We start from the raw sequence: 20310 nt of genomic DNA, 5'->3' as shown, positions 1-20310 counted from the left end.
CGGGAATTACTCCTTGTCCGCCAGATTGACCACGCGGTTGGAGCGATCCACCGGGCGCACTTGCTGCCCGTCATGCAGTACATGAACACCGGCGGCCACGACCCAGTCGCTGGCGTTCAGGCCTTCGAGCACCGGCACGGTTTTCTCGCCGAAGGCGCCGACGCGGACCGGGGCTTTTTTCAAGGTGTTGTTGGCACCGAGCACCCAAACGTAGGTCGCACCGTTTTCTGCCGTGACGGCCGATAAAGGCACCGACAGCGCGATGGCTTCTGCGGTCTGGATGAACACCCGGGCACTTTGGCCAAGTTCCGCCGGGACTTTGCCGGCGGTGAACGCGATGCGAGCAGCGAAGGTGCGCGATTTTGGATCGGCGGCGGGCGACAGTTCGCGGATGCGTCCGGCAAAGCGCTGATCCGGTTGGGTCCAGAGTTCTACCAACACCGGCTGACCGATCTTGAAGCGGCCAAAGCTTTGTTCCGGCAGGCTGATCAACACTTCACGTTCACCATCAGTAGCTATGGTGAACACAGTTTGCCCGGCAGCCACCACTTGCCCGACTTCCACGGCCCGCTTGGCCACCACGCCATCCTGAGGCGCGCGCAGCACCGCATAACTCGCCTGATTGGTCGAGACATTGAATTCGGCTTTGATTTGCTTGAGGCGTGCCTCACCGGAGCGGTAAAGGTTTTCGGTGTTGTCGTACTGCGAACGGCTGACCATCTGCCGGTCCATCAGCGTCTTGTAGCGATCCCGCTCGGCGCGGACCAGGCTCAGATTGGCCTCGGCGGCGGCGACTTGGGCGCGGGCGGCATCCAGTTGCAGGCGTACGTCTTGTGGATCGAGTTCGGCCAGAGGTTGGTCGGCCTTGACGCGTTGTCCTTCCTCGACCAGTCGTCGGCTGACTTTGCCGCCAATGCGAAACGCCAGATCCGGCTCATAACGCGCCCGCACTTCACCGGGATAGCTCTCCATCGCCTGCCCCGAAGGCTCTGGCTGCACCACCATGGCCGGGCGAATGGTGACTTGAGGCGCCTCTTCGTGACCACACGCAGACAGAAAAAAAGCCAGGGAAACTGGCAACGCGAGGGGCAAGGCATAGCGGAACATGGTGAAGGACCTTTCGCTAATGGTGCTTGGAATAATTATACTGACGAGTATGTTATTAATAGCAAACTCACCAGTCCAGTAATAAAAACGAATATGTCGAACAATCTTTCAGCACCCATTGGTCCAGGCAGGCCCAAGGATCTGGCCAAGCGCCAGGCCATTCTCGATGCGGCGAAAGTGCTGTTTCTGAGTAAGGGTTACGCCAACACCAGCATGGATGCCGTCGCAGCGGAGGCCGGGGTCTCAAAGCTGACGGTCTACAGCCACTTCAACGACAAGGAGACGCTGTTCTCCGCCGCCGTTGTGGCCAAATGTGAGGAGCAACTGCCGCCGCTGTTTTTCGAATTACCGGAAGGCATTGCCGTAGAAACGGTGCTGCTGAACATCGCGCGCGGGTTTCATCAACTGATCAACAGTGACGAATCGGTGAACCTGCACCGATTGATGATGACCCTGGGCAGCCAGGACCCGAAACTCTCATTGATCTTCTTCGAAGCCGGGCCGCAACGCATGCTGCATGGCATGGAGCGGTTGCTGGCCAAGATTGATCAAAGCGGTGTGCTGAGCATCGATAAACCGCGCAATGCGGCCGAGCATTTCTTTTGCCTGCTCAAGGGCGCGGGGAATTTTCGCTTGTTGTATGGCTGCGGCGAGCCGGTGACCGGGGATGCGGCCGAGGAGCACGTGCGGGAAGTGGTGGAGTTGTTTATGCGGGCTTATCGACCACAGACAGCCTGACAGGATCGTTCCCACGTCGAGGCGTCGAACCGTCCGCGTGGGAATGCCTCAACGGACGCTCCGCGTTCGGCTTTGAAGGGACGCGGAGCGTCCCGGGCTGCATTCCCACGCAGAGCGTGGGAACGATCAGCACGATCAGCGTCGAGTCAGGGCTTGAGTGCTTTCTTGGGGTAAATGTCATACCGGCTGGATTTGCCATCCAGTGCATGACTCGGCTTGGGCCCCGCAATACACGGTGCCTTGCGCGGGCGCTTGACCACTACCCGGTGGCTGGCCAACGCCAACGCGGCTTCGAGCAATGCTGGCGCATCCGGGTCATCCCCCACCAAGGGCCGGAACAGGCGCATTTCCTTCTTCACCAGCGCGGTTTTCTCGCGATGGGGAAACATCGGGTCGAGGTAGATCACCTGCGGCGGCTCGCCTTCCCAATTGCGCATCACCTCGATTGAGTTGCCCTTGAGTAATTTCATCCGCGCCACGATAGGCGCCACGTCGAAATCTTCCGCGCCGCGCGCCAGGCCATCCTCGAGCAAGGCACCAATCAGCGGCTGACGCTCGATCAGGCTCATCTCGCAGCCCAGGCTCGCCAGCACGAACGCATCCTTGCCTAGCCCCGCCGTGGCATCCAGAACACGCGGACGCACGCCCTGCGCGATGCCAACGGCCTTGGCGATCATCTGACCCGTACCGCCTCCGAACAACCGCCGATGCGCCGCTCCACCTTCAACGAAGTCCACCCGCACCGGCCCCGGCGCATCCGCCCCGAGCTGTTGCAGCTGCAACCCCTGCTCGCCGACCTGCAAGGCAAACTCGCCGTCATCCACCTGCAACGGCAAGCCCAGGCGCTCGGCCCATTGCTCGGCTTGTGGCTGAAAGGTCGTGCCCAGGGCCTCGACATGGATGCGGCAAACCGCCGGTTGATCAATCATCGGAAAACACGCTCAAAAAATTAATGATCAGCAAAAACGGCCGATAACAAAACTAACGGGCATTTTGCCAGAGCTGAGCGTCGACCGAGAGAAATGTCAGACTTTCAACCCACAATCACAGGTTTTATCTCGCCCTATGGCGATTACAACCTGCGAAACACCCAGGCGCTAGGCGGTGTCAGTCACCTGTGGCAAGATTTTTTTGCCCGGGCGCTGGCCGATCAGCCGGGTGATGGGGTGCCGGAGTCGCTCAAGTTTCCACCGGTTGATCTGGAAAGCCCGGTCGAACCCACGGTTGGCAGCGAGTTGTTGGCGCACATCGTCTCCCAGCGCGAATGCAACGTGACCGAAAACGTGGTTCGCCCTCCCGAGCCGCTGTTTTTGCCGATTGCCGAGTTCGAAATGGACCTGGCCGACAAACAGGCCCCACCGTTCCCGGCGGAAGAAATCGTCGCTCAGCAAAAACAACAGGACTTCGAAAGCGGCTGGGTCCGCCCGATCGTGCTCACTGCCGGTCAACCCGTGCCAGCAGCCGGCCCGGCGTCGCAACCGCGTCCGTTGCACCTGCCGATCGCCGAATTCGAAATGGATCTGCTGGACAAACCCTTCCCGCCGTTCCCTGCCCAAGAGCTGGTGGAACAACAGAAACAACTCGACTTCGATAACGGCTGGGCGCGCCCGATCGTTCTGCAAAACCTGCGCATCGCCGCCTGACCTTCAATAACAGGTCCTTAGCGACACACCCACCACGGCCCGACATCCACATGAAAATGATTGTGATGGGCGGCGTTGTAATCCGGGCTCAACACCACACTGAACATCTGACACGCACCGTCGCGGACCTGGCGTAGAAACCGTGAGTCCTGATTGTCCTTGGACCAGTCCTTGAGCACGCTGACGGTTCGGTCGTCCGCCAGACGGAAACCGGCAATGTCCAAGGCATTGGCCGACGCATGCTGACTGAGTCTGCCGTTTTCGCGGTTATAAACATTACGACAGGCAAAGCTGCCGAGATGGTCGACCCGCGTTATCGCCTGCCCATACACCGCCTGCGCCGTGGGTTGCAGGACATGTCGATCAAACAGCGCGAACGACACTGCGAGACGGCAACTGGCGAGAAAGTTGCTGCTCAGGGCTATCTCCCCCCCCTGCACCCGCAAGGTGTTGATCAACGGGCACGCAGCGTCGGGACTGTCGGCCTGACGGGTCACGCGCAATCCGGAACTGCTCAAGGCCAGATCACACAACTGTGGGTCATCACGCAAACGCATCAACTTGAAGCGGGTCAGCACGTTCGGTTCTGCTTTCACATCCAGCGGCGCCCAAGGGTTCCACTGTGGTGGCAGGGAGATCCAGCCGCGCCAGACACTCACGCCCAATGCGCCAATGATCAACAGCACCAACAACAGCCCCCACCGAACCCGCATCGTCAGCCTTTAAACAGTTGATTAGCCTGCGCGTAAGGCATGGACCTCGAGGTAAACCCGAAGGTGCCCGAGGTCTTGATCTCTTCGGCCGCACGGAAAAACTCGCCATACGCCGCCAGGGCCAGTGCTGAACCGACACTGATGCGTTTGACGCCCATTTCGCTCAACTGCTCGACCGTGAGCTTGAGCCCGCCGGACATCAACACATTGACCGGTTTGGGCCCCACGGCACGGACCACCGCCAACACTTCTTCAGCACTGCGCAGCCCCGGTGCATAAAGCACGTCGGCCCCCGCCTCGGCGAACGCCTGCAACCGGCGAATGGTGTCGGCAAGATCGGGATTGCCATGCAGATAGTTCTCCGCCCGTGCGGTCAGCATGAAGGGGAACGGCAAGCTGCGCGCCGCCGCCACCGCTGCTTCAACGCGCGCCACGGCATGTTCGAAGCAGTAGATGGGCGCCGCTTCACGGCCCGTGGCATCTTCGATCGAGCCGCCGACAGCACCGGCCTCGGCTGCGCGCAAAATGCTTTGCGCGCACTCGGCGGGGTCGTCGGCAAAACCGTTTTCCAGATCCACCGCCACCGGCAGATCCGTCGCCGCGACAATCGCCCGAACATTCGCCAGCGTATCGTCCAGGGTCATCGCGCCGTCGGGGCGCGCATTGGAAAAGGCGTAACCGGCGCTGGTGGTCGCCAGCGCCTCGAACCCCAGGCTGGCGAGCATCTTCGCCGAGCCTGCGTCCCACGGATTGGGAATGACAAAAGCGCCAGCGCGTTCGTGCAGGGCTTTGAACGCTTGGGCTCGAAGTGTTTGCGCATCCATTGGCAGGCTCCTGTAAAGGGGACGAATCCGCCTCAGAGCAAGCCAAGTTGCTCCACTGCGGGCTCTCTGTATAGCTCAGGCAGCGGCGGCAGGCCAGGCAATCGCAGCATCAACTGTGCGTGAAAACGTTGCGCCAGTTTGGCGGCCAAGAGGTTGTCGGCGGTATGCAGGAAGATGTAAGGCGTGCGGCCCTCTTCGATCCACGCGGCGATTTTTTCGACCCACGGCAGCAGAAACGGATCGTTGGCTTCCAACTGGGGATGGCCGATGAAACGCACTTGCGGGAACTGGGTGAATGCCGCCGGACGCGGCGGCACTTTGGGCTTTTTCGATTGAGCGTGGAGCACCGAGGGATCGGTCGACGTGCAACTGAACAGCGCGCGCGGATCGAGGCAGATGCGCTCGACGCCGCGATCCAGCAGCAGGCGATTGAGCATTCGCTCGGCATCTCCCTTGGCAAAGAACGCATCGTGGCGCACCTCGACGGCCAGTGGCCGTTCCAGCGCATCAATGAAAGCGGCCAGTTCGGGCAATCGTTGCGGCGTGAAGCTTTTCGACAATTGCAGCCACAACGGTGAAACCCTCTCACCCAAGGGGCTGAGCAATTGCACGAAGGTTTCGGCGGCAGTCAGTTGCTCGCGCAGGTCACCGCCGTGGCTGATGTCGCCGGGGAACTTGGCCGTGAAACGAAAGTGTTCGGGCATGGCCTCGTTCCAACGCTGCACCGTGGTGGCAGCCGGGCTCGCGTAGAAGGTCGTATTGCCTTCTACGGCGTTGAATATTTGGGCATAGAGATTTAGAAATTCGGCGGGTTTTGCATCAGGCGGATAGAGATAATCGCGCCAGGCGTTTTCACTCCAGGACGGGCAGCCGAGGTAGTAAGGCAGCAACATCAGATATACAGGTCAAGGCCCAGCACATCCGTATCCCAATCGACAAAACTGGCCGTGCTCAGGTAGCTGGCGAGTGCCGTGGCCACGTTTTTGCTCATGGCGCGCTGGTAGATCATGTCTTGCTGGCGAGCAGGGAGATTGCTCAGGCGTTGCGCAGAGGCTTTGGCAGCACGGGCAGCCATTTGCTCCTCGGAGGGGATTTCCAGCTCACCGTCGATATCGACGTAATCGTCTTCCGTCACAGGGCCTTTGCGAGGCTTGCGATTGATGGGATAGGACTGAGAGGAAACGCCGTCTATACGCATGAGTACATGTCCGGTATCAATGATGGCAGTCTAGTGGCGCATTACCCACTTCGCAAACCGCTCGGTGATAACTAGAACACAGAAAATGGAAAAGGTTTAAAAGCCGGAGCAATAAACTGAAGATTGGCGCTGGCTGATATACCCCCATCGCGAGCAGGCTCGCTCCCACAGATGTCAGTGTAGAACCTGTGGGAGCGAGCCTGCTCGCGATGGGACCCACTCGGTAGCGAAAAATCAACGAGCCTTAGGCGTCGCCACTTTATCGCGCAGGTAAACCGGCTGCGCCTCATCCGCGACAATCGCCTCACCGCGTTCCCAGGCAAAACGCGCGAGTGTGAGCAGGTCTTCGGCATGCGGCAACATGCCCGCGTCGTGCCCGGTCAGGTTCACGGCAATGCGCTCGGCATACCCCCACCCCGTGCCCGCGCCAAACCACTCGCCGTTGGCATCCACCGGCAACGCCGCCACTTCTGGTGGCAACACCGCTTCCTTGCCCACCAGGCGCATCTCCCCTGCCGTCTCGCGGTAGCAGCCCCAATACACTTCATCCATCCGTGCATCGATGGCGGCCGCGACCTGGCTTACACCGTGTTCGCGATACGCCCGTTGCGCCAGCACCGCCAGGTTCGACACCGGCAACACCGGGCGATCCAGCGCAAACGCCAAGCCTTGCACCACACCGATAGCGATCCGCACACCGGTAAACGCGCCCGGCCCGCGCCCGAAGGCAATGGCATCGACCGCTTGCAGGGTGGTCCCGGCATCGGCGAGCAATTGCTGAATCATCGGTAACAGCTTCTGCGCATGCAGGCGCGGGATCACCTCGTAATGGCTCGTGACTTTGCCGTCATGCAGCAAGGCAACGGAGCAAGCTTCAGTCGCGGTGTCCAGGGCCAGCAAGGTGCTCATCGATGTTTCCGTAAGAGAGGTCAGAAAAAGTGCGCCAGTATAAACAACTACGGCCCGCAAGCGGGCCGTAGAAGATGAAGCGTTTTTTTAGCTCAGTGCTTCAAGCACCTTGCCGGTGATTTCTTCAACCGAGCCAACACCTTCGACGTGGCTGTACTTCGGCTTGCCTTGAGCGGCGGACAGCTCCTGGTAAAACTTCACCAGAGGCTCGGTCTGGGCGTGGTAGACCGACAGGCGATGACGCACGGTTTCTTCGGTGTCGTCTTTGCGCTGTACCAGATCATCACCGGTGATGTCGTCTTTACCGGCAATTTTCGGCGGGTTGTAGACGATGTGGTACACGCGACCGCTGGCCTCGTGAACACGACGGCCAGCGATACGCTGGACGATATCTTCGTCTTTAACGTCGATTTCCAATACGTGGTCCAGCTCGACGCCGGCCTTCACCAGGGCTTCAGCCTGAGGAATGGTGCGCGGAAAACCGTCGAACAGGAAACCGTTGGCGCAATCAGCCTGGCTGATGCGTTCCTTGACCAGGTTGATGATCAGGTCATCGGAGACCAGGCCACCGCTGTCCATGACGCTCTTGGCGATCAGGCCCAGCTCGGTGCCGGCCTTGACCGCTGCACGCAACATGTCGCCGGTGGAGATTTGCGGAATGCCGAATTTCTCGGTGATGAACTGTGCCTGAGTACCTTTACCGGCCCCGGGAGCTCCCAGCAGAATGACGCGCATCGATGTGCTCCTCAATTTTTATATGGATAACGTCAGATTCGCCTCGTGGGGCCAATCTCAAAATAGGGTCGTGGCCGCCCAAACGGCCAAAGGCTGATCAAGATACACAGCAGTTCCTGCCCACACAAGCCGCCGAAAGTCGGAGAAACCACCGCCTTATGTGGCGTTTCGATGCAGTGCACCAAGTCGCAACCCCATCATTAACTGTCGCGTGTTCGACCTTTTCAGGCACTCGCCCACAGGCACTGAACGCCTGCGCCGAGTGCCTCTTCCCACGCCAAAAAACCTTAGCCGGTATTGCGCAAACCGGCGGCAATCCCCGCCACAGACACCAGCAACGCCTGTTCTACCGGGCTGCCTTGGGCCATGTCCTGTTGCCTGGAACGGGCCAGCAACTCCGCCTGCAATAGATGAAGCGGGTCGAGGTAGGTGTTGCGCAAGCGGATGAATTCCAGGGTGTCTGGGCTATGTGCCAGTAGCTGCGACTGACCGGTCAACCCCAGGACCACAGCACACGCCTGCGACAATAGGTCGCGTAAATGCACACCTAAAGGAAGCAAATCCGGCTCGACCAAGCGCTCATCGTAGGATCGGGCGATATCCGCGTCCGCTTTGGCCAGGACCATCTCCAGCATGTCGATGCGGGTGCGGAAGAACGGCCATTGCTCGCGCATCTGCCCCAACAACTCGCCTTCACCGCGCTCCAGCGCCTTGCTCAACGCGGCCTCCCAGCCCAACCAGGCCGGCAACATCAGGCGTGTCTGGGTCCAGCCGAAGATCCACGGAATGGCGCGCAGGCTTTCGATACCGCCGGCGCGGCGTTTGGCCGGGCGACTGCCCAGCGGCAGGCGCCCCAGCTCCTGTTCCGGCGTCGACTGGCGGAAATACTCGACAAACTGCGGGTTCTCACGCACAACAGCGCGGTACGCCTTCACGCCATCGGCGGCCAATTCATCCATCAAATGGCGCCAGGCCGGCTCCGGTGGTGGCGGTGGCAGCAAGGTCGCTTCCAATACCGCAGCCAGATACAGATTGAGGTTTTGCTCGGCGATGTCCGGCAGGCCGAATTTGAAACGAATCATTTCCCCTTGCTCGGTGGTGCGGAAACGCCCGGCGACCGAACCCGGCGGCTGCGACAAAATTGCCGCGTGCGCCGGACCGCCACCACGTCCCACGGTGCCACCGCGACCGTGGAACAACAGCAGCTCCACTTGTTGCTCGCGACAGATGTCGACCAAGCGTTCCTGCGCCCGATACTGCGCCCAGGCCGCCGCCGTCGTACCGGCATCCTTGGCCGAGTCGGAGTAGCCAATCATCACTTCCTGCGGGCCTTGTAAGCGCGAGCGATAGCCTGGCAGCAGCAATAGCTTTTCGATCACCGGACCGGCGTTGTCGAGGTCCGCGAGGGTTTCGAACAGCGGCACCACGCGCATCGGCCGCAGCACGCCAGCTTCTTTGAGCAGCAGTTGCACGGCGAGCACGTCGGAGGCGGCACCGGCCATGGAGATCACATACGAACCGAGCGAAGCTGCTGGCGCGGCGGCGATTTCCCGACAAGTTGCGAGCACTTCGGCGGTGTCGGCGGAGGGCTTGAAATACGTCGGCAACAAGGGTCGACGGCTGTTCAGCTCGCGCATCAGGAAGGCAATGCGCTCGTCCTCGCTCCAGTCTTCGTAGCGACCCAGGCCCAGGTAATCGGTGATTTCGGTCATGGCCGCGGTATGCCGCGACGAATCCTGACGCACATCGAGGCGCACCAGAAACAGGCCGAAGGTCACCGCCCGCCGCAGGCAATCGAGCAACGGGCCGTCGGCGATCACGCCCATGCCGCACTCATGCAACGAGTGGTAGCACAGCTCCAGCGGATCAAGCAGGTCGCGGTTGTTTTGCAGCACATCGGCCGGTGCCGGGGTGGTTGTCGTCAAGGCTGCATGCGCCCAGTTACGCGTCGCCCGCAGGCGTTCGCGCAACTGTTTGAGCACGGCACGATACGGTTCAGCGCTGTCCCCGGCCTTGGCTATTAATGCCTCGCTGGCCTGTTGCATCGACAACTCTGCCGCCAGCTGATCGACATCTCGCACGTACAAATCAGCGGCCATCCAGCGCGCCAGCAGCAATACTTCGCGGGTGACGCTAGCGGTCACGTTGGGATTGCCGTCACGGTCGCCGCCCATCCACGAGGCGAAACGAATCGGTGCGGCCTGCAGTGGCAAGTGCAGGCCGGTGGCGTCATACAGGGCTTTGTCGGCCTTGCGCAGGTAATTGGGGATCGCCTGCCACAGCGAATGTTCGATCACCGCGAAGCCCCACTTGGCTTCGTCTACCGGCGTCGGGCGGGTGCGACGGATTTCCTCGGTGTGCCAGGCTTCGGCGATCAAGCGCTGCAATTTCGCCTGGATCTGCTCGCGTTCAGCCGGGATAAGGTCACGGTGGTCTTGCGCAGCCAGTTGCGCGGCAATCGCGTCGTACTTCTGGATCAGCGTGCGGCGCGCGACTTCGGTTGGGTGCGCGGTCAACACCAGTTCGATTTCCAGTCGCCCCAACTGCCGGGCCAAGGCGTCGGCGCTGTGGCCTTCGGTGCGCAAGCGGGCGAGCAGTTCCGGCAATACGCGCGCCTCGAACGGTGCAGGCTGCGAGGCTTCGCGGCGGTGAATCAGCTGATATTGCTCGGCAATGTTGGCCAGGTTGAGAAACTGGTTGAACGCCCGCGCCACCGGCAGCAACTCATCTTCGCTCAATTGGTTGAGGCTGGCGCTCAGTTCGGCGTCCATGGAACCGCGACGGTCGGCCTTGGCGCCCTTGCGGATTTGCTCGATCTTGTCGAGAAAACCGTCCCCGTACTGTTCACGAATGGTGTTGCCCAGCAGCTCACCCAGCAAGTGAACGTCTTCGCGCAAGCGTGCATCAATATCGGTCATCAGCAGTTCTCCAGCAAAAATCCGGGCGGCCATGAACATCATGCTTTGGCCCCAAGAGTGCCGCCGTAAAGCCGTTCTTACAAGCAAACGACGAAGCGACTTTAAACTCCGTGCGTAGAAGCTAGTCTGAAGGGAAAGCCACACGACGGCTTTCGCCGGCCAATGCCGGTCACTGACACGGCCTGCCACGAGCAGGAACGCACTGAGGTCACTATGAAAATTCGCGAGCTTGCCCAGCATTGGGAAGAAAACGCCAAGGGTCGCCTGACTGAAACGGGCTACACCATTCATCTGGACGTGGAAGCCGCCGCACGGCTGGCGGCCATTACCGACATGTACCCCAAACGCCAACCCGAAGAGCTTTTGGGCGAACTGATCGGCGCCGCCCTGGAGGAGCTCGAAAAAAGCTTTCCCTACGTGAAAGGCTCGACCGTTGTGGCCACTGACGAAGAAGGTGATCCGCTGTACGAAGACGTCGGTCCCACACCGCGTTTTCTTGCATTGTCCCGGCGTCATTTGCACGATTTATCGGCCGGTAGCGACAAGCAAAAACACTGATCCAGCCGGTTTAAAACGGTGGGAGCGAGCTTGCTCGCGATTGCGGTCTGACATTCAACATTTTTGTTGTCTGACACTCCGCTATCGCGAGCAAGCTCGCTCCCACAGGGGTTGTAATCCCCTTCAAAAATGGCGTACTCCCGAGCGTTAAAAAGCTCGGGGATACCGCCTCTCATCACCAACGTTCCCGACTTAGAGCCTTGCCTGCTTTCTTCCATGCAGGATCAATTTCTCTGAACTTTTAAAAAATGCCACCGGTCGTACCCAGTAACCACGCCTGGTACGGTCGTTTCATTTCGCGCATCAAGTATGTCGGCTACGGCTCCAGACCAGGATGGACATTCAAGTTTTTCAGGAGTTATTCCAATGGAGTTGAAGACCATGAAAACCCGAACTGCCAACACCTCATTCACTCACTTGCGCGGCCTGAAACTGGCGGCCCTGGCCATCGGCAGCAGTTTCATCCTGGCCGGTTGCGCAGGCAACCCGCCGACCGAGCAATACGCCGTCACCCAATCCGCCGTCAACGACGCAGTGAGTGCCGGTGGCACCGAGTTCGCGGCCGTGGAGATGAAGTCCGCGCAAGACAAGTTCAAACAAGCCGAAATCGCCATGCACGACAAAAAATACGATGAGGCCAGACTGCTGGCCGAACAAGCCGAGTGGGACGCTCGCGTCGCCGAACGCAAGGCTCAGGCAATGAAAGCCCAACAGACGCTCAAGGACTCTCAGCAAGGTGTTCAGGAACTGCGTCAGGAAAGTCAGCGCACCGTGCAATAAGCGCGCATCCAGACCCCAGACCTGAAGCTCTTACAGATAGAAAGGACGAACGACTATGCGTACCCAATTGATGATCCCCGCTCTCCTCGCCGCAAGTGTTGCCCTGGCCGCCTGCTCCACCCCGCCCAACGCGAACCTGGAACAGGCGCGTACCAACTACAGCGGCCTGCAAACCAACCCGCAAGCCAGCAAGGTCGCGGCACTGGAAACCAAGGAAGCCAGTGATTACCTGGACAAAGCCGACAAGGCCTATCAGGACAAGGAAGACCAGGCCACGGTCGACCAACTGGCCTACCTGACCAATTCGCGCGTTGAAGTGGCCAAGCAGACCATCGCCCTGCGCACCGCTGAAGCCAACCTGAAAAACGCGTCGGCACAACGTGCCCAGGCGCGTCTTGATGCACGAGATGCACAGATCCAGCAGTTGCAGAACAGCCTGAACGCCAAGCAAACCGACCGCGGCACCTTGGTGACCTTTGGTGATGTGTTGTTTGCCACGGACCGGGCTGACCTGAAATCCAATGGTCTGGTGAACATCAACAAACTGGCGCAATTCCTCGCGGAAAACCCGGATCGTAAAGCGATTGTCGAGGGTTATACCGACAGCACCGGCACCGAGAGCCACAACCAGTCATTGTCGGAGCGTCGCGCCGGTTCTGTGCGCACGGCGCTGGTGAAAATGGGCGTTGATCCGGCGCGAATCGTCGCTCAGGGTTACGGCAAGGAATACCCGGTCGCGGAGAACTCCAGCGCGTCGGGCCGGGCGATGAACCGTCGGGTGGAGGTGACCATCTCCAATGACAACCAGCCGGTGATCCCGCGTTCGGCGGTGAGTGCGAACTAAGCAAAAGCTGCTGAAACACAAAAGCCCCGGCTGAGTCGATCTGCCGGGGCTTTTATTATCTTTGCAGATCACTCAAAACCCTGTGGGACTTTGATTATCTCAAATCCGGGTTACTGCTCCAGCTTCTGCGGCGTTTCCTGCCCCATGCAACGCACGGCTTTTTTCTTGTTGTTGACCAACACACCGGTCAGGCCTTTTTGCTCGGTGTCGAACAGCACCAGCACGCCATCGATGCATTGGGCGACTTGCGCGGCCGGCTCCAGGGAGACTTTGTAGTCTTCACCCGGCAAGGTCTTGAGCATGGTGAAGTCGCTGAGCAGCAACGCATCCTCAGGCTTGGCGAAATGCAGGTAGCCGTAGAACCACAAGGCGCCAACGGTGCCGAGGATGCTGCAGATACCGGTGATGATCAGCGGGATGGCGTTTCGTTCTTCACTCATTGCGGGCTCTCTGATGGTTCATCTTCTGAAATCGGGGGTGCCGGGTAATTGGGGATTTCACCCAAGCGGCGCAGGCCGTTGAAATGCTGCGGGTCGTCGAGATAACGCAGCATGACTTTTTGCCAGACCGGGTTGGTCAACGTCTGCACATGACCGCCTCGGGTCAATTGCAGCACGCGTGGCGGCGGCGCAGCTTGATACAGACGGATGCCGTTGGAAAGGGGCACGATCGGATCGTCGATACTGTAGTAGAACAGTATCGGCACACCTTTGAGCTGCGCTATCGAGTTGATTGCGCTGTCACCGTCCGGCACCAGCCAGGATAACGGCACCTGGAACGGCCAGGTCAGCCATGAGGTACTCAAGACAAATTGGCCGACACTGCGATAGCTGCCGGGCACCCCGTCAAGAACCATGGCGTTGAGTTGTTTCTGGCGCTCGGGGTGTTGAACCAGATAGTGCACGGCCATCGAACCACCGAGGCTTTGGCCGAGCAGGATCAAAGGTTTGCCTTTGACCTCAGGTGCCTGATCGAGCCATTTGAACGCGGCGTCAATGTCCTGATAGATCGCCGGCAGGCTCGGCTTCCCTTCGGATAACCCGTAGCCGCGATAGTCGATCATCAGCACTTGATAGCCGTGCTTGGGCAACCAATAGCTCCCACCCAGGTGCATCGGCAAATTGCCGCCGTTACCGTGCAAGTGCAGCACCGTGCCTTTGACCTCGACCCCTTTTTTGGCCGGCAACCACCAAGCGTTCAGCTTGAGGCCATCTGCGGTGACAAGGGTGACTTCGCGGTAGTCCAGATGAGCTTTTTGCGGGGTGAACAGCTGACCGGGCTCGGGATAGAACAACAGGGAGCTGCAACCGCTCAAGGTCAGAAGCAGGCAAAAAATGCCGAGGAATCGCATCCGTTGAAACCTCGCAGAAATGGGTTGGAATACATCCCCACTGTGGGAGCGAGCCTGCTCGCGAAAGCGGTGTGTCAGTCAACATCCATGTTGAATGGTGAATCGCATTCGCGAGCAGGCTCGCTCTCACAGGGGATCTAATGATCGCTACAGGATGTTTGAGTAATCCGCTTCGATCCGGTCCAGGCTCAGGTGATTGAGGAAGTTGGAGAAGCACATCCACGCCGACAGCGCGTTCAGGTCGCGGAACTGATCCGGCAGATATTTCGGCGGCACCACCAACCCTTCATCCACCAACTGGCGCATGGTGCGCATGTCTTCCAGGGTGGTCTTGCCGCAAAACAACAGCGGGATCTGCTCAAGCTTGCCTTTACGCACGGCCAACTGAATGTAGTTGTAAACCATGATAAAGCCCTTGAGATAGGACAAGTCTTTGGTAAATGGCAGGCCGTTGGGCACCGATCCACGGAACACCCGGCTCGCGTTACCGTAGCTTTCCGCCATTTCGAAGCCTTGTTCGCGGAAGAAGTCGAAGATCTGCAGGAAGTCGGCCCCCTCCTCCACCATGTGAATGGCGCGGGTGCGGTTGGTCAGTTTGCGCAAGCGACTCGGGTAGGAAGCAAAGGTGATGATTTCCATCAGGATCGCCAGGCCTTCCTGCGTCACCGTCGACGATGGCGGGCCTTTGGACAGGAAAGTGCAGATCGGCTGGTTCAAGCCGTTGAGCGTGGTGCCGACATGCACCAGGCCTTCGTGCACTTCCAGGGCAAGCACGTCGCGGTCGTTGAACATCGCATCGGTGCGGATCTTGATGTAGTCGGCGCCGGCCGCCGCATCGGCGACGATCCCGTCGGACTCGAACACCCGAATGGTTTCTTCGGCCTCGCCAAACACCTTGTTCAATCGGGTTTGCAACAAGTGCACGGCTTCCTTGGCCGTGAGGACTTTTGGCTCATCCTTGAGATCGCCACGGCCGTCGATGTTGTTCAGGTAATCGGAAAGCATCAACCCAAGATCGGCCAGGGTCGGGTCGCCGGCGTGAAACGCGTCGGAGGCGGCGCCGTACAGTTCCTGGGAAATCAGGCCGAAATCCTCGGTACCACGCGCTTCAAGCATGCGCACCACCATCCGGTATTCCTTGCACATGCGGCGCATGATCTGGCCGACCGGGTTGAACTGGCCGAGCTGACGGGTGATGTCGCGTTCGATGTTCTGGAATTCCAGCTTCACTTTGCTGGAGTCAAACGACAGCGGCCGATTGAGGTAGTAATCGCGGTCAATGGCAGGCATTTCCTTGCCCTTGGCCTTGAGGAACCCTTGGCGGATGCTGTCGTCCCACTTGACCGCATCAAGGACGCGAATCGGCGTCTGTGCCAGCACAATGCGATCGGACAAAATGCGTATCGTCTGCTGGTATTCGTCCACCCGTAACTCCTGTAGTAAAACCGTTATGTGCTGGGTTTATTTGCTTTTGGCCAGGCGCTGATAACGCACGGCTTCGACGAAAACATCGGAATTGGCCGGATCGTCAAGGTAGCTGAAGACCTGATCCATCGCGTTGTTGACCAAGACCCCGTCGCCATCGTCGGTCTGGAAGCCTTCGCCGCTCAAGATTTCCTGTCCGCGGGCCTGGTTGATCTGCTCGACATCGAGGTTGTAGACCACCAGTTCTTTTTTGTCCGTGATCTCGAAACCGGCAATGGTGAAATGGCCGCCGAATCTGGCGGGCACTTTCGCCGACAGATACCAGCGGCTGCCATGACGCGAGACGGTGAAGGGATACGCTTCACGTTCACCGGGTTTGGCCTTGAAGTAGCTGACGGCCTGATAGCGATTGTCGCCAATGCGCGTCAGCTCCAGATTCATCGGCTCGCCCCACGCGTTGGTGCTGGTCCATTTGCCGAGCAAACCTTTGGGCGCGGGGTCGCTTGCGGGCAGAGGCTCCTTGAAGGTCACCAGGCAGCCACTGAGCAGCAGGAACGACAAGGCGATTACCACGACGCGCCAGGCTTTCATTCAACACTCCCTATGAACACACGCAGTCCTGTAGCAGCTGCCGAAGGCTGCGTTCGGCTGCGAAGCAGTCGTAAAATCTGAATCCCGAATCAACTGAAGGAACACGGTGGCAGGTTTACGACGACTTCGTCGCCGGACGCAGCCTGCGGCAGCTGCTACAGGGACCGAGCTAAGCTCATACCGACGCGAGTACCAAGTGCATGTAACGATTGAGGATACCGAGCATTTCTACTTCACCTACAGGCTCGGCGTCGTTGAGCAGGCCCTGATATTCCATCCGTCCGATAATCGCCGTCAACACTTTGGCATCCTCTTGTGGCTCACGCGAACCCAATACCTCGAAAAGCTGGCGCGTACCCTGGAGAAGAATCTGCTGATGCGCGCGCACCAACTCCGCCAGACGCGGGTTCAACAAAGCCTCTTGGCGGAACGCCTGTTCAGCCATCAGGTGCTCACGACGGTTGATCAGTTGGCGGTGCACATAGTCCGTCATCAACCGTGCAATATCGTCCGCCAGTTTCGAACGCGCCTGCGGGGTGCCGTCGCCACTGAGCACCATCTCGCGCAGCAGGCCTTCATTGTTTACCCACAGTTTGGCCATGAACGCGGCACTGCGTTCCACGTACTGAGCGAAGGTATCGGTGAGCAAGTCATCGATATCCTTGAAATAGTAGGTGGTCGCTGACAGCGGCACCCCAGCTTCGGCGGCCACCGCGCGGTGACGCACGGCCCGCACGCCATCGCGCACGACAATGCGCATCGCCGCATCGAGAATGACCTGTCGACGCTGTTCGCTGCCCTGTCGGCTGGCCTTGCGGCCTTGGTACTGAACACTTTCAGCGACCGCAGTGGCGATATCCGCTGCACCTTCTTGAGCCATTGCATGATTCACGACAGGTCTTTCCTTTCAGGTGAAAGCAACAAATTGATACGTTTGTACCAGACAGGCAATAAAAAGCCGCCTGAAAAGGCGGCTTTTTTATTGAAACACTTACGCTTGCGGCCGCATGTGCGGGAACAGGATCACGTCGCGGATCGACGGTGAGTTGGTCAGCAGCATCACCAGACGGTCGATGCCGATGCCTTCACCGGCCGTTGGCGGCATGCCATATTCCAGCGCGCGAACGAAGTCGGCGTCGTAGTGCATGGCTTCGTCGTCGCCCGCGTCCTTGTCGGCGACCTGAGCCATGAAACGCTCGGCCTGGTCTTCCGCGTCGTTCAACTCGGAGTAGGCGTTGGCGATTTCACGGCCGCCGATGAACAGTTCAAAACGGTCGGTGACGTTCGGGTTGTCATCGTTGCGACGGGCCAGCGGCGACACTTCGAACGGATACTCGGTGATGAAGTGCGGCTGCTCCAGCTTGTGCTCCACCAGTTCTTCGAAAATCATCACTTGCAGCTTGCCCAGACCTTCGAAGCCCAGCACCTTGGCGCCGGACTTTTTGGCGATGGCGCGAGCCGTGTCGATGTCTTGCAGGTCGGCAGCGGTCAGCTCCGGGTTGTACTTGAGGATCGAGTCGAATACCGACAGACGCACGAACGGTTCACCGAAGTGGAACACTTTGTCGCCGTAAGGCACGTCGGTGCTGCCCAGAACCAGCTGCGCCAGTTCACGGAACAGCTCTTCGGTCAGGTCCATGTTGTCTTCGTAGTCGGCGTACGCCTGGTAGAACTCCAACATGGTGAATTCAGGGTTGTGACGAGTCGAAACGCCCTCGTTACGGAAGTTGCGGTTGATCTCGAACACTTTCTCGAAACCGCCAACAACGAGGCGCTTGAGGTACAACTCAGGCGCGATACGCAGGAACATGCCCATGTCCAGCGCGTTGTGGTGAGTCTCGAACGGCTTGGCCGCTGCACCACCCGGGATGGTTTGCAGCATCGGCGTTTCGACTTCCAGGAAGTCGCGCTGCATCAGGAAGGTGCGGATGTGCGCAATCACTTGCGAACGCACGCGGAAAGTCTGACGCACGTCTTCGTTGACGATCAGGTCAACGTAACGCTGACGGTAGCGCTGCTCGGTGTCGGTCAGGCCATGGTGCTTGTCCGGCAGCGGGCGCAGCGACTTGGTCAGCAGGCGCACGCTGGTCATTTCGACGTAAAGATCGCCCTTGCCGGAACGCGCCAGGGTGCCTTCGGCGGCAATGATGTCGCCCATGTCCCAGGTTTTCACCGCGGCCAGGGTATCTTCGGACAGGGTTTTACGGTTGACGTAAACCTGGATGCGACCGGTCATGTCCTGGATCACCATGAACGAGCCACGGTTGAGCATGATGCGACCGGCAACCTTGACCGGGATTGCAGCCTCTGCCAGCTCTTCCTTGGTCTTGTCCGCGTACTGTTTCTGCAAGTCATTGCAGTAGTTGTCGCGGCGGAAGTCGTTCGGGAAGGCATTGCCCTTGGCGCGCTCGGCAGCAAGCTTTTCCTTGCGCAGGGCGATCAGGGAGTTTTCTTCCTGTTGCAGGGCTTGCGGGTCGAGATCTAGGTCGCTCATGTCTTTAAATATTCCATCAGGTTCGTTGTCCCCAGCCTGCGGCTGGGGATCGCGGGCAAGTCGGATCGCCGCACCGCCGCTACCACAGGGATCGCGCGTAGTCAGGCGATCCGGCATTGCATCGCTTACAGGCCTTGTTTCAGGCTGGCCACCAGGTATTCGTCGATGTCGCCGTCGAGCACCTTGTCGCAGTCGCTGCGTTCGATGTTAGTGCGCAAATCCTTGATTCGCGACGCATCGAGTACATACGAGCGGATCTGGTGACCCCAGCCGATGTCGGACTTGGTGTCTTCCAGGGCCTGGGAAGCGGCGTTGCGTTTCTGCACTTCCTGCTCGTACAAGCGCGCCCGCAACATTTTCATCGCGGTGTCTTTGTTGGCGTGCTGGGAGCGTTCGTTCTGGCAGCTGACCACGGTATTGGACGGTACGTGGGTGATACGCACGGCCGAGTCGGTGGTGTTTACGTGCTGACCACCGGCACCGGAGGAGCGGTAGGTGTCGATGCGCAGGTCCGACGGGTTGATGTCGATTTCGATGTTGTCATCGATTTCCGGCGACACGAACACCGCCGAGAACGAGGTGTGACGACGGTTGCCGGAGTCGAACGGGCTCTTGCGCACAAGACGGTGCACGCCGATCTCGGTACGCAACCAGCCAAAGGCGTATTCGCCCTTGATGTGAACGGTAGCGCCCTTGATCCCGGCCACTTCACCGGCCGACAGCTCCATGATGGTCGCGTCGAAACCGCGTTTGTCAGCCCAGCGCAGGTACATGCGCAGCAGGATGTTGGCCCAGTCTTGGGCCTCGGTGCCACCGGAGCCGGCCTGGATGTCCAGGTAGGCGTTATTGGCGTCCATTTCACCGCTGAACATGCGACGGAATTCGAGTTTTTCCAGCGACTCGCGCAGGCGCTCGACTTCGGCGGCGACGTCATCGACGGCGGCCTGGTCTTCTTCTTCGGCGGACATCAGCAGCAGGTCTTTGGCATCAGCCAGGCCGGAGTGCATCTCGTCGAGGGTTTCGACGATCTGTGCCAGCAGCGACCGCTCGCGGCCCAGTTCCTGAGCGTACGCCGGGTTGTTCCAGACAGACGGATCTTCAAGCTCGCGATTGACTTCGGTCAGACGCTCATGCTTTTGATCGTAGTCAAAGATACCCCCGAATAGTTTCGGAGCGCTCGGACAGGTCCTTGATACTGTTAAGGATCGGGTTGATTTCCATGGCGGGCAGCACTCGTTGGCGAACTTTTGAAAGCCGGCGAGTATAACGGCAAACGGCTGGAAACGGCAGTCCGCCCGGCGGCTTTAGGCACGAATGGCTGAAACAATGGAACATCCCTGTAGCAGCGGTCGAGCCCCGCGAGGCTGTGTCCGGGCCGGGGTCGCGCTCGACCGAAGTCCTCGCCAATCCTGCGCACGCGGTTTGTCTGGAATTTCGAATTGTATGGTTTTACGACGGCTTCGCCGCCGGACGCAGCCTCGC

The 20310-nt window shown here is 59.5% G+C and carries 21 protein-coding genes; 5 read left to right on the top strand and 16 right to left on the bottom strand.

The annotated features are described in order from the left end of the window. Positions 1-6: 6 nt before the first annotated feature. Positions 7-1107: an efflux RND transporter periplasmic adaptor subunit gene (locus PMI22_RS04845; protein ID WP_007948326.1), complete on the bottom strand. Its 1101-nt coding sequence runs from the start codon at positions 1105-1107 to the stop codon at positions 7-9. Between the two features lie 93 nt (positions 1108-1200). Between PMI22_RS04845 and PMI22_RS04850 the strand changes: the two genes are divergently transcribed. Then, positions 1201-1845 (top strand): TetR/AcrR family transcriptional regulator, encoded by a 645-nt coding sequence (locus tag PMI22_RS04850; RefSeq protein WP_007948325.1) that lies wholly within the window; start codon positions 1201-1203, stop codon positions 1843-1845. A gap of 146 nt (positions 1846-1991) precedes the next feature. Here the strand turns inward: PMI22_RS04850 and PMI22_RS04855 are convergent, their stop codons facing one another. Further along, complete coding sequence (locus tag PMI22_RS04855) at positions 1992-2774, bottom strand: class I SAM-dependent methyltransferase (protein WP_007948324.1); 783 nt, start codon at positions 2772-2774, stop codon at positions 1992-1994. 93 nt (positions 2775-2867) lie between these two features. Between PMI22_RS04855 and PMI22_RS04860 the strand changes: the two genes are divergently transcribed. Beyond that, positions 2868-3488 carry a hypothetical protein gene (locus PMI22_RS04860; RefSeq protein WP_007948323.1) on the top strand — a complete coding sequence of 207 codons (621 nt, stop codon included), beginning with the start codon at positions 2868-2870 and terminating at the stop codon, positions 3486-3488. A gap of 17 nt (positions 3489-3505) precedes the next feature. Here PMI22_RS04860 and PMI22_RS04865 read toward each other — a convergent pair whose 3' ends face one another. From PMI22_RS04865 to ppc, 7 genes are all read right to left on the bottom strand, one after another. Continuing rightward, positions 3506-4201, bottom strand: a complete 696-nt coding sequence (locus PMI22_RS04865) for an extensin-like domain-containing protein (RefSeq protein ID WP_007948321.1) — start codon at positions 4199-4201, stop codon at positions 3506-3508. Between the two features lie 2 nt (positions 4202-4203). After that, complete coding sequence (locus PMI22_RS04870; protein WP_007948320.1) at positions 4204-5025, bottom strand: isocitrate lyase/PEP mutase family protein; 822 nt, start codon at positions 5023-5025, stop codon at positions 4204-4206. 32 nt (positions 5026-5057) lie between these two features. Further along, complete coding sequence (locus tag PMI22_RS04875) at positions 5058-5918, bottom strand: DUF72 domain-containing protein (RefSeq protein WP_007948319.1); 861 nt, start codon at positions 5916-5918, stop codon at positions 5058-5060. Beyond that, complete coding sequence (locus PMI22_RS04880; protein WP_007948318.1) at positions 5918-6223, bottom strand: hypothetical protein; 306 nt, start codon at positions 6221-6223, stop codon at positions 5918-5920. Before PMI22_RS04880 ends, PMI22_RS04875 begins: the two co-directional genes overlap by 1 nt. A 234-nt stretch (positions 6224-6457) precedes the next feature. Then, positions 6458-7132: a tRNA (adenosine(37)-N6)-threonylcarbamoyltransferase complex dimerization subunit type 1 TsaB gene (gene tsaB / locus PMI22_RS04885; RefSeq protein WP_007948317.1), complete on the bottom strand. Its 675-nt coding sequence runs from the start codon at positions 7130-7132 to the stop codon at positions 6458-6460. 87 nt (positions 7133-7219) lie between these two features. After that, a complete protein-coding gene (gene adk / locus PMI22_RS04890) occupies positions 7220-7867 on the bottom strand; it encodes an adenylate kinase (RefSeq protein ID WP_007948316.1) in 648 nt (215 codons plus the stop codon). Positions 7868-8154: 287 nt separating this feature from the next. Next, positions 8155-10785 carry a phosphoenolpyruvate carboxylase gene (gene ppc, locus PMI22_RS04895; RefSeq protein WP_007948315.1) on the bottom strand — a complete coding sequence of 877 codons (2631 nt, stop codon included), beginning with the start codon at positions 10783-10785 and terminating at the stop codon, positions 8155-8157. A 213-nt stretch (positions 10786-10998) separates the two neighbouring features. On the opposite strand from ppc, the gene PMI22_RS04900 reads away from it, so the two are divergent. From PMI22_RS04900 to PMI22_RS04910, 3 genes are all read left to right on the top strand, one after another. Further along, the gene (locus PMI22_RS04900) at positions 10999-11343 is read left to right on the top strand and encodes a hypothetical protein (RefSeq protein ID WP_007948314.1); all 345 of its coding nucleotides are present in this window, start codon (positions 10999-11001) and stop codon (positions 11341-11343) included. A 366-nt stretch (positions 11344-11709) separates the two neighbouring features. Next, the gene (locus tag PMI22_RS04905) at positions 11710-12123 is read left to right on the top strand and encodes a DUF4398 domain-containing protein (RefSeq protein WP_007948312.1); all 414 of its coding nucleotides are present in this window, start codon (positions 11710-11712) and stop codon (positions 12121-12123) included. 55 nt (positions 12124-12178) lie between these two features. Then, a complete protein-coding gene (locus PMI22_RS04910) occupies positions 12179-12967 on the top strand; it encodes an OmpA family protein (protein WP_007948311.1) in 789 nt (262 codons plus the stop codon). Positions 12968-13077: 110 nt separating this feature from the next. On the opposite strand, the gene PMI22_RS04915 is transcribed toward PMI22_RS04910, so the two are convergent. The 7 genes from PMI22_RS04915 to prfB form a co-directional block, all read right to left on the bottom strand. Beyond that, complete coding sequence (locus tag PMI22_RS04915) at positions 13078-13407, bottom strand: hypothetical protein (protein ID WP_007948310.1); 330 nt, start codon at positions 13405-13407, stop codon at positions 13078-13080. Continuing rightward, the gene (locus tag PMI22_RS04920; RefSeq protein WP_007948309.1) at positions 13404-14318 is read right to left on the bottom strand and encodes an alpha/beta hydrolase; all 915 of its coding nucleotides are present in this window, start codon (positions 14316-14318) and stop codon (positions 13404-13406) included. Before PMI22_RS04920 ends, PMI22_RS04915 begins: the two co-directional genes overlap by 4 nt. A 147-nt stretch (positions 14319-14465) precedes the next feature. Beyond that, positions 14466-15743, bottom strand: a complete 1278-nt coding sequence (locus PMI22_RS04925) for a flavohemoglobin expression-modulating QEGLA motif protein (protein WP_007948308.1) — start codon at positions 15741-15743, stop codon at positions 14466-14468. Between the two features lie 36 nt (positions 15744-15779). Next, entirely contained in the window at positions 15780-16334 is a 555-nt protein-coding gene (locus tag PMI22_RS04930; RefSeq protein WP_007948307.1) for a hypothetical protein, read from the bottom strand. Between the two features lie 175 nt (positions 16335-16509). Continuing rightward, entirely contained in the window at positions 16510-17226 is a 717-nt protein-coding gene (locus PMI22_RS04935) for a TetR/AcrR family transcriptional regulator (RefSeq protein WP_007948306.1), read from the bottom strand. 99 nt (positions 17227-17325) lie between these two features. Beyond that, the gene (gene lysS, locus PMI22_RS04940; RefSeq protein WP_033049650.1) at positions 17326-18828 is read right to left on the bottom strand and encodes a lysine--tRNA ligase; all 1503 of its coding nucleotides are present in this window, start codon (positions 18826-18828) and stop codon (positions 17326-17328) included. 125 nt (positions 18829-18953) lie between these two features. Further along, positions 18954-20049, bottom strand: a protein-coding gene (gene prfB / locus PMI22_RS04945; protein WP_122837662.1) for a peptide chain release factor 2 whose coding sequence is annotated in 2 segments (ribosomal slippage) — positions 18954-19976 and positions 19978-20049 — 1095 coding nt in all. Because the reading frame shifts where the segments join, the coding sequence is not laid out codon by codon here. Positions 20050-20310 lie beyond the last annotated feature (261 nt).

It is taken from the genome of Pseudomonas sp. GM21 (genome assembly GCF_000282215.1).
Lineage (GTDB): Bacteria > Pseudomonadota > Gammaproteobacteria > Pseudomonadales > Pseudomonadaceae > Aquipseudomonas.
The sequence above is the reverse complement of the archived record's forward strand: the minus strand, read 5'-3'. Positions and strand labels throughout refer to the sequence as shown.

Coding starts and splice junctions, on each gene's coding strand:
- PMI22_RS04870 (WP_007948320.1), bottom strand. CDS start 5,025: ATGGATGCGCAAACACTTCGAGCCCAAGCGTTCAAAGCCCTGCACGAA.
- PMI22_RS04930 (WP_007948307.1), bottom strand. CDS start 16,334: ATGAAAGCCTGGCGCGTCGTGGTAATCGCCTTGTCGTTCCTGCTGCTC.
- PMI22_RS04860 (WP_007948323.1), top strand. CDS start 2,868: ATGTCAGACTTTCAACCCACAATCACAGGTTTTATCTCGCCCTATGGC.
- PMI22_RS04910 (WP_007948311.1), top strand. CDS start 12,179: ATGCGTACCCAATTGATGATCCCCGCTCTCCTCGCCGCAAGTGTTGCC.
- PMI22_RS04850 (WP_007948325.1), top strand. CDS start 1,201: ATGTCGAACAATCTTTCAGCACCCATTGGTCCAGGCAGGCCCAAGGAT.
- tsaB (WP_007948317.1), bottom strand. CDS start 7,132: ATGAGCACCTTGCTGGCCCTGGACACCGCGACTGAAGCTTGCTCCGTT.
- PMI22_RS04845 (WP_007948326.1), bottom strand. CDS start 1,107: ATGTTCCGCTATGCCTTGCCCCTCGCGTTGCCAGTTTCCCTGGCTTTT.
- PMI22_RS04920 (WP_007948309.1), bottom strand. CDS start 14,318: ATGCGATTCCTCGGCATTTTTTGCCTGCTTCTGACCTTGAGCGGTTGC.
- PMI22_RS04905 (WP_007948312.1), top strand. CDS start 11,710: ATGGAGTTGAAGACCATGAAAACCCGAACTGCCAACACCTCATTCACT.
- PMI22_RS04855 (WP_007948324.1), bottom strand. CDS start 2,774: ATGATTGATCAACCGGCGGTTTGCCGCATCCATGTCGAGGCCCTGGGC.
- PMI22_RS04865 (WP_007948321.1), bottom strand. CDS start 4,201: ATGCGGGTTCGGTGGGGGCTGTTGTTGGTGCTGTTGATCATTGGCGCA.
- PMI22_RS04900 (WP_007948314.1), top strand. CDS start 10,999: ATGAAAATTCGCGAGCTTGCCCAGCATTGGGAAGAAAACGCCAAGGGT.
- lysS (WP_033049650.1), bottom strand. CDS start 18,828: ATGAGCGACCTAGATCTCGACCCGCAAGCCCTGCAACAGGAAGAAAAC.
- PMI22_RS04875 (WP_007948319.1), bottom strand. CDS start 5,918: ATGTTGCTGCCTTACTACCTCGGCTGCCCGTCCTGGAGTGAAAACGCC.
- adk (WP_007948316.1), bottom strand. CDS start 7,867: ATGCGCGTCATTCTGCTGGGAGCTCCCGGGGCCGGTAAAGGTACTCAG.
- PMI22_RS04915 (WP_007948310.1), bottom strand. CDS start 13,407: ATGAGTGAAGAACGAAACGCCATCCCGCTGATCATCACCGGTATCTGC.
- PMI22_RS04880 (WP_007948318.1), bottom strand. CDS start 6,223: ATGCGTATAGACGGCGTTTCCTCTCAGTCCTATCCCATCAATCGCAAG.
- ppc (WP_007948315.1), bottom strand. CDS start 10,785: ATGACCGATATTGATGCACGCTTGCGCGAAGACGTTCACTTGCTGGGT.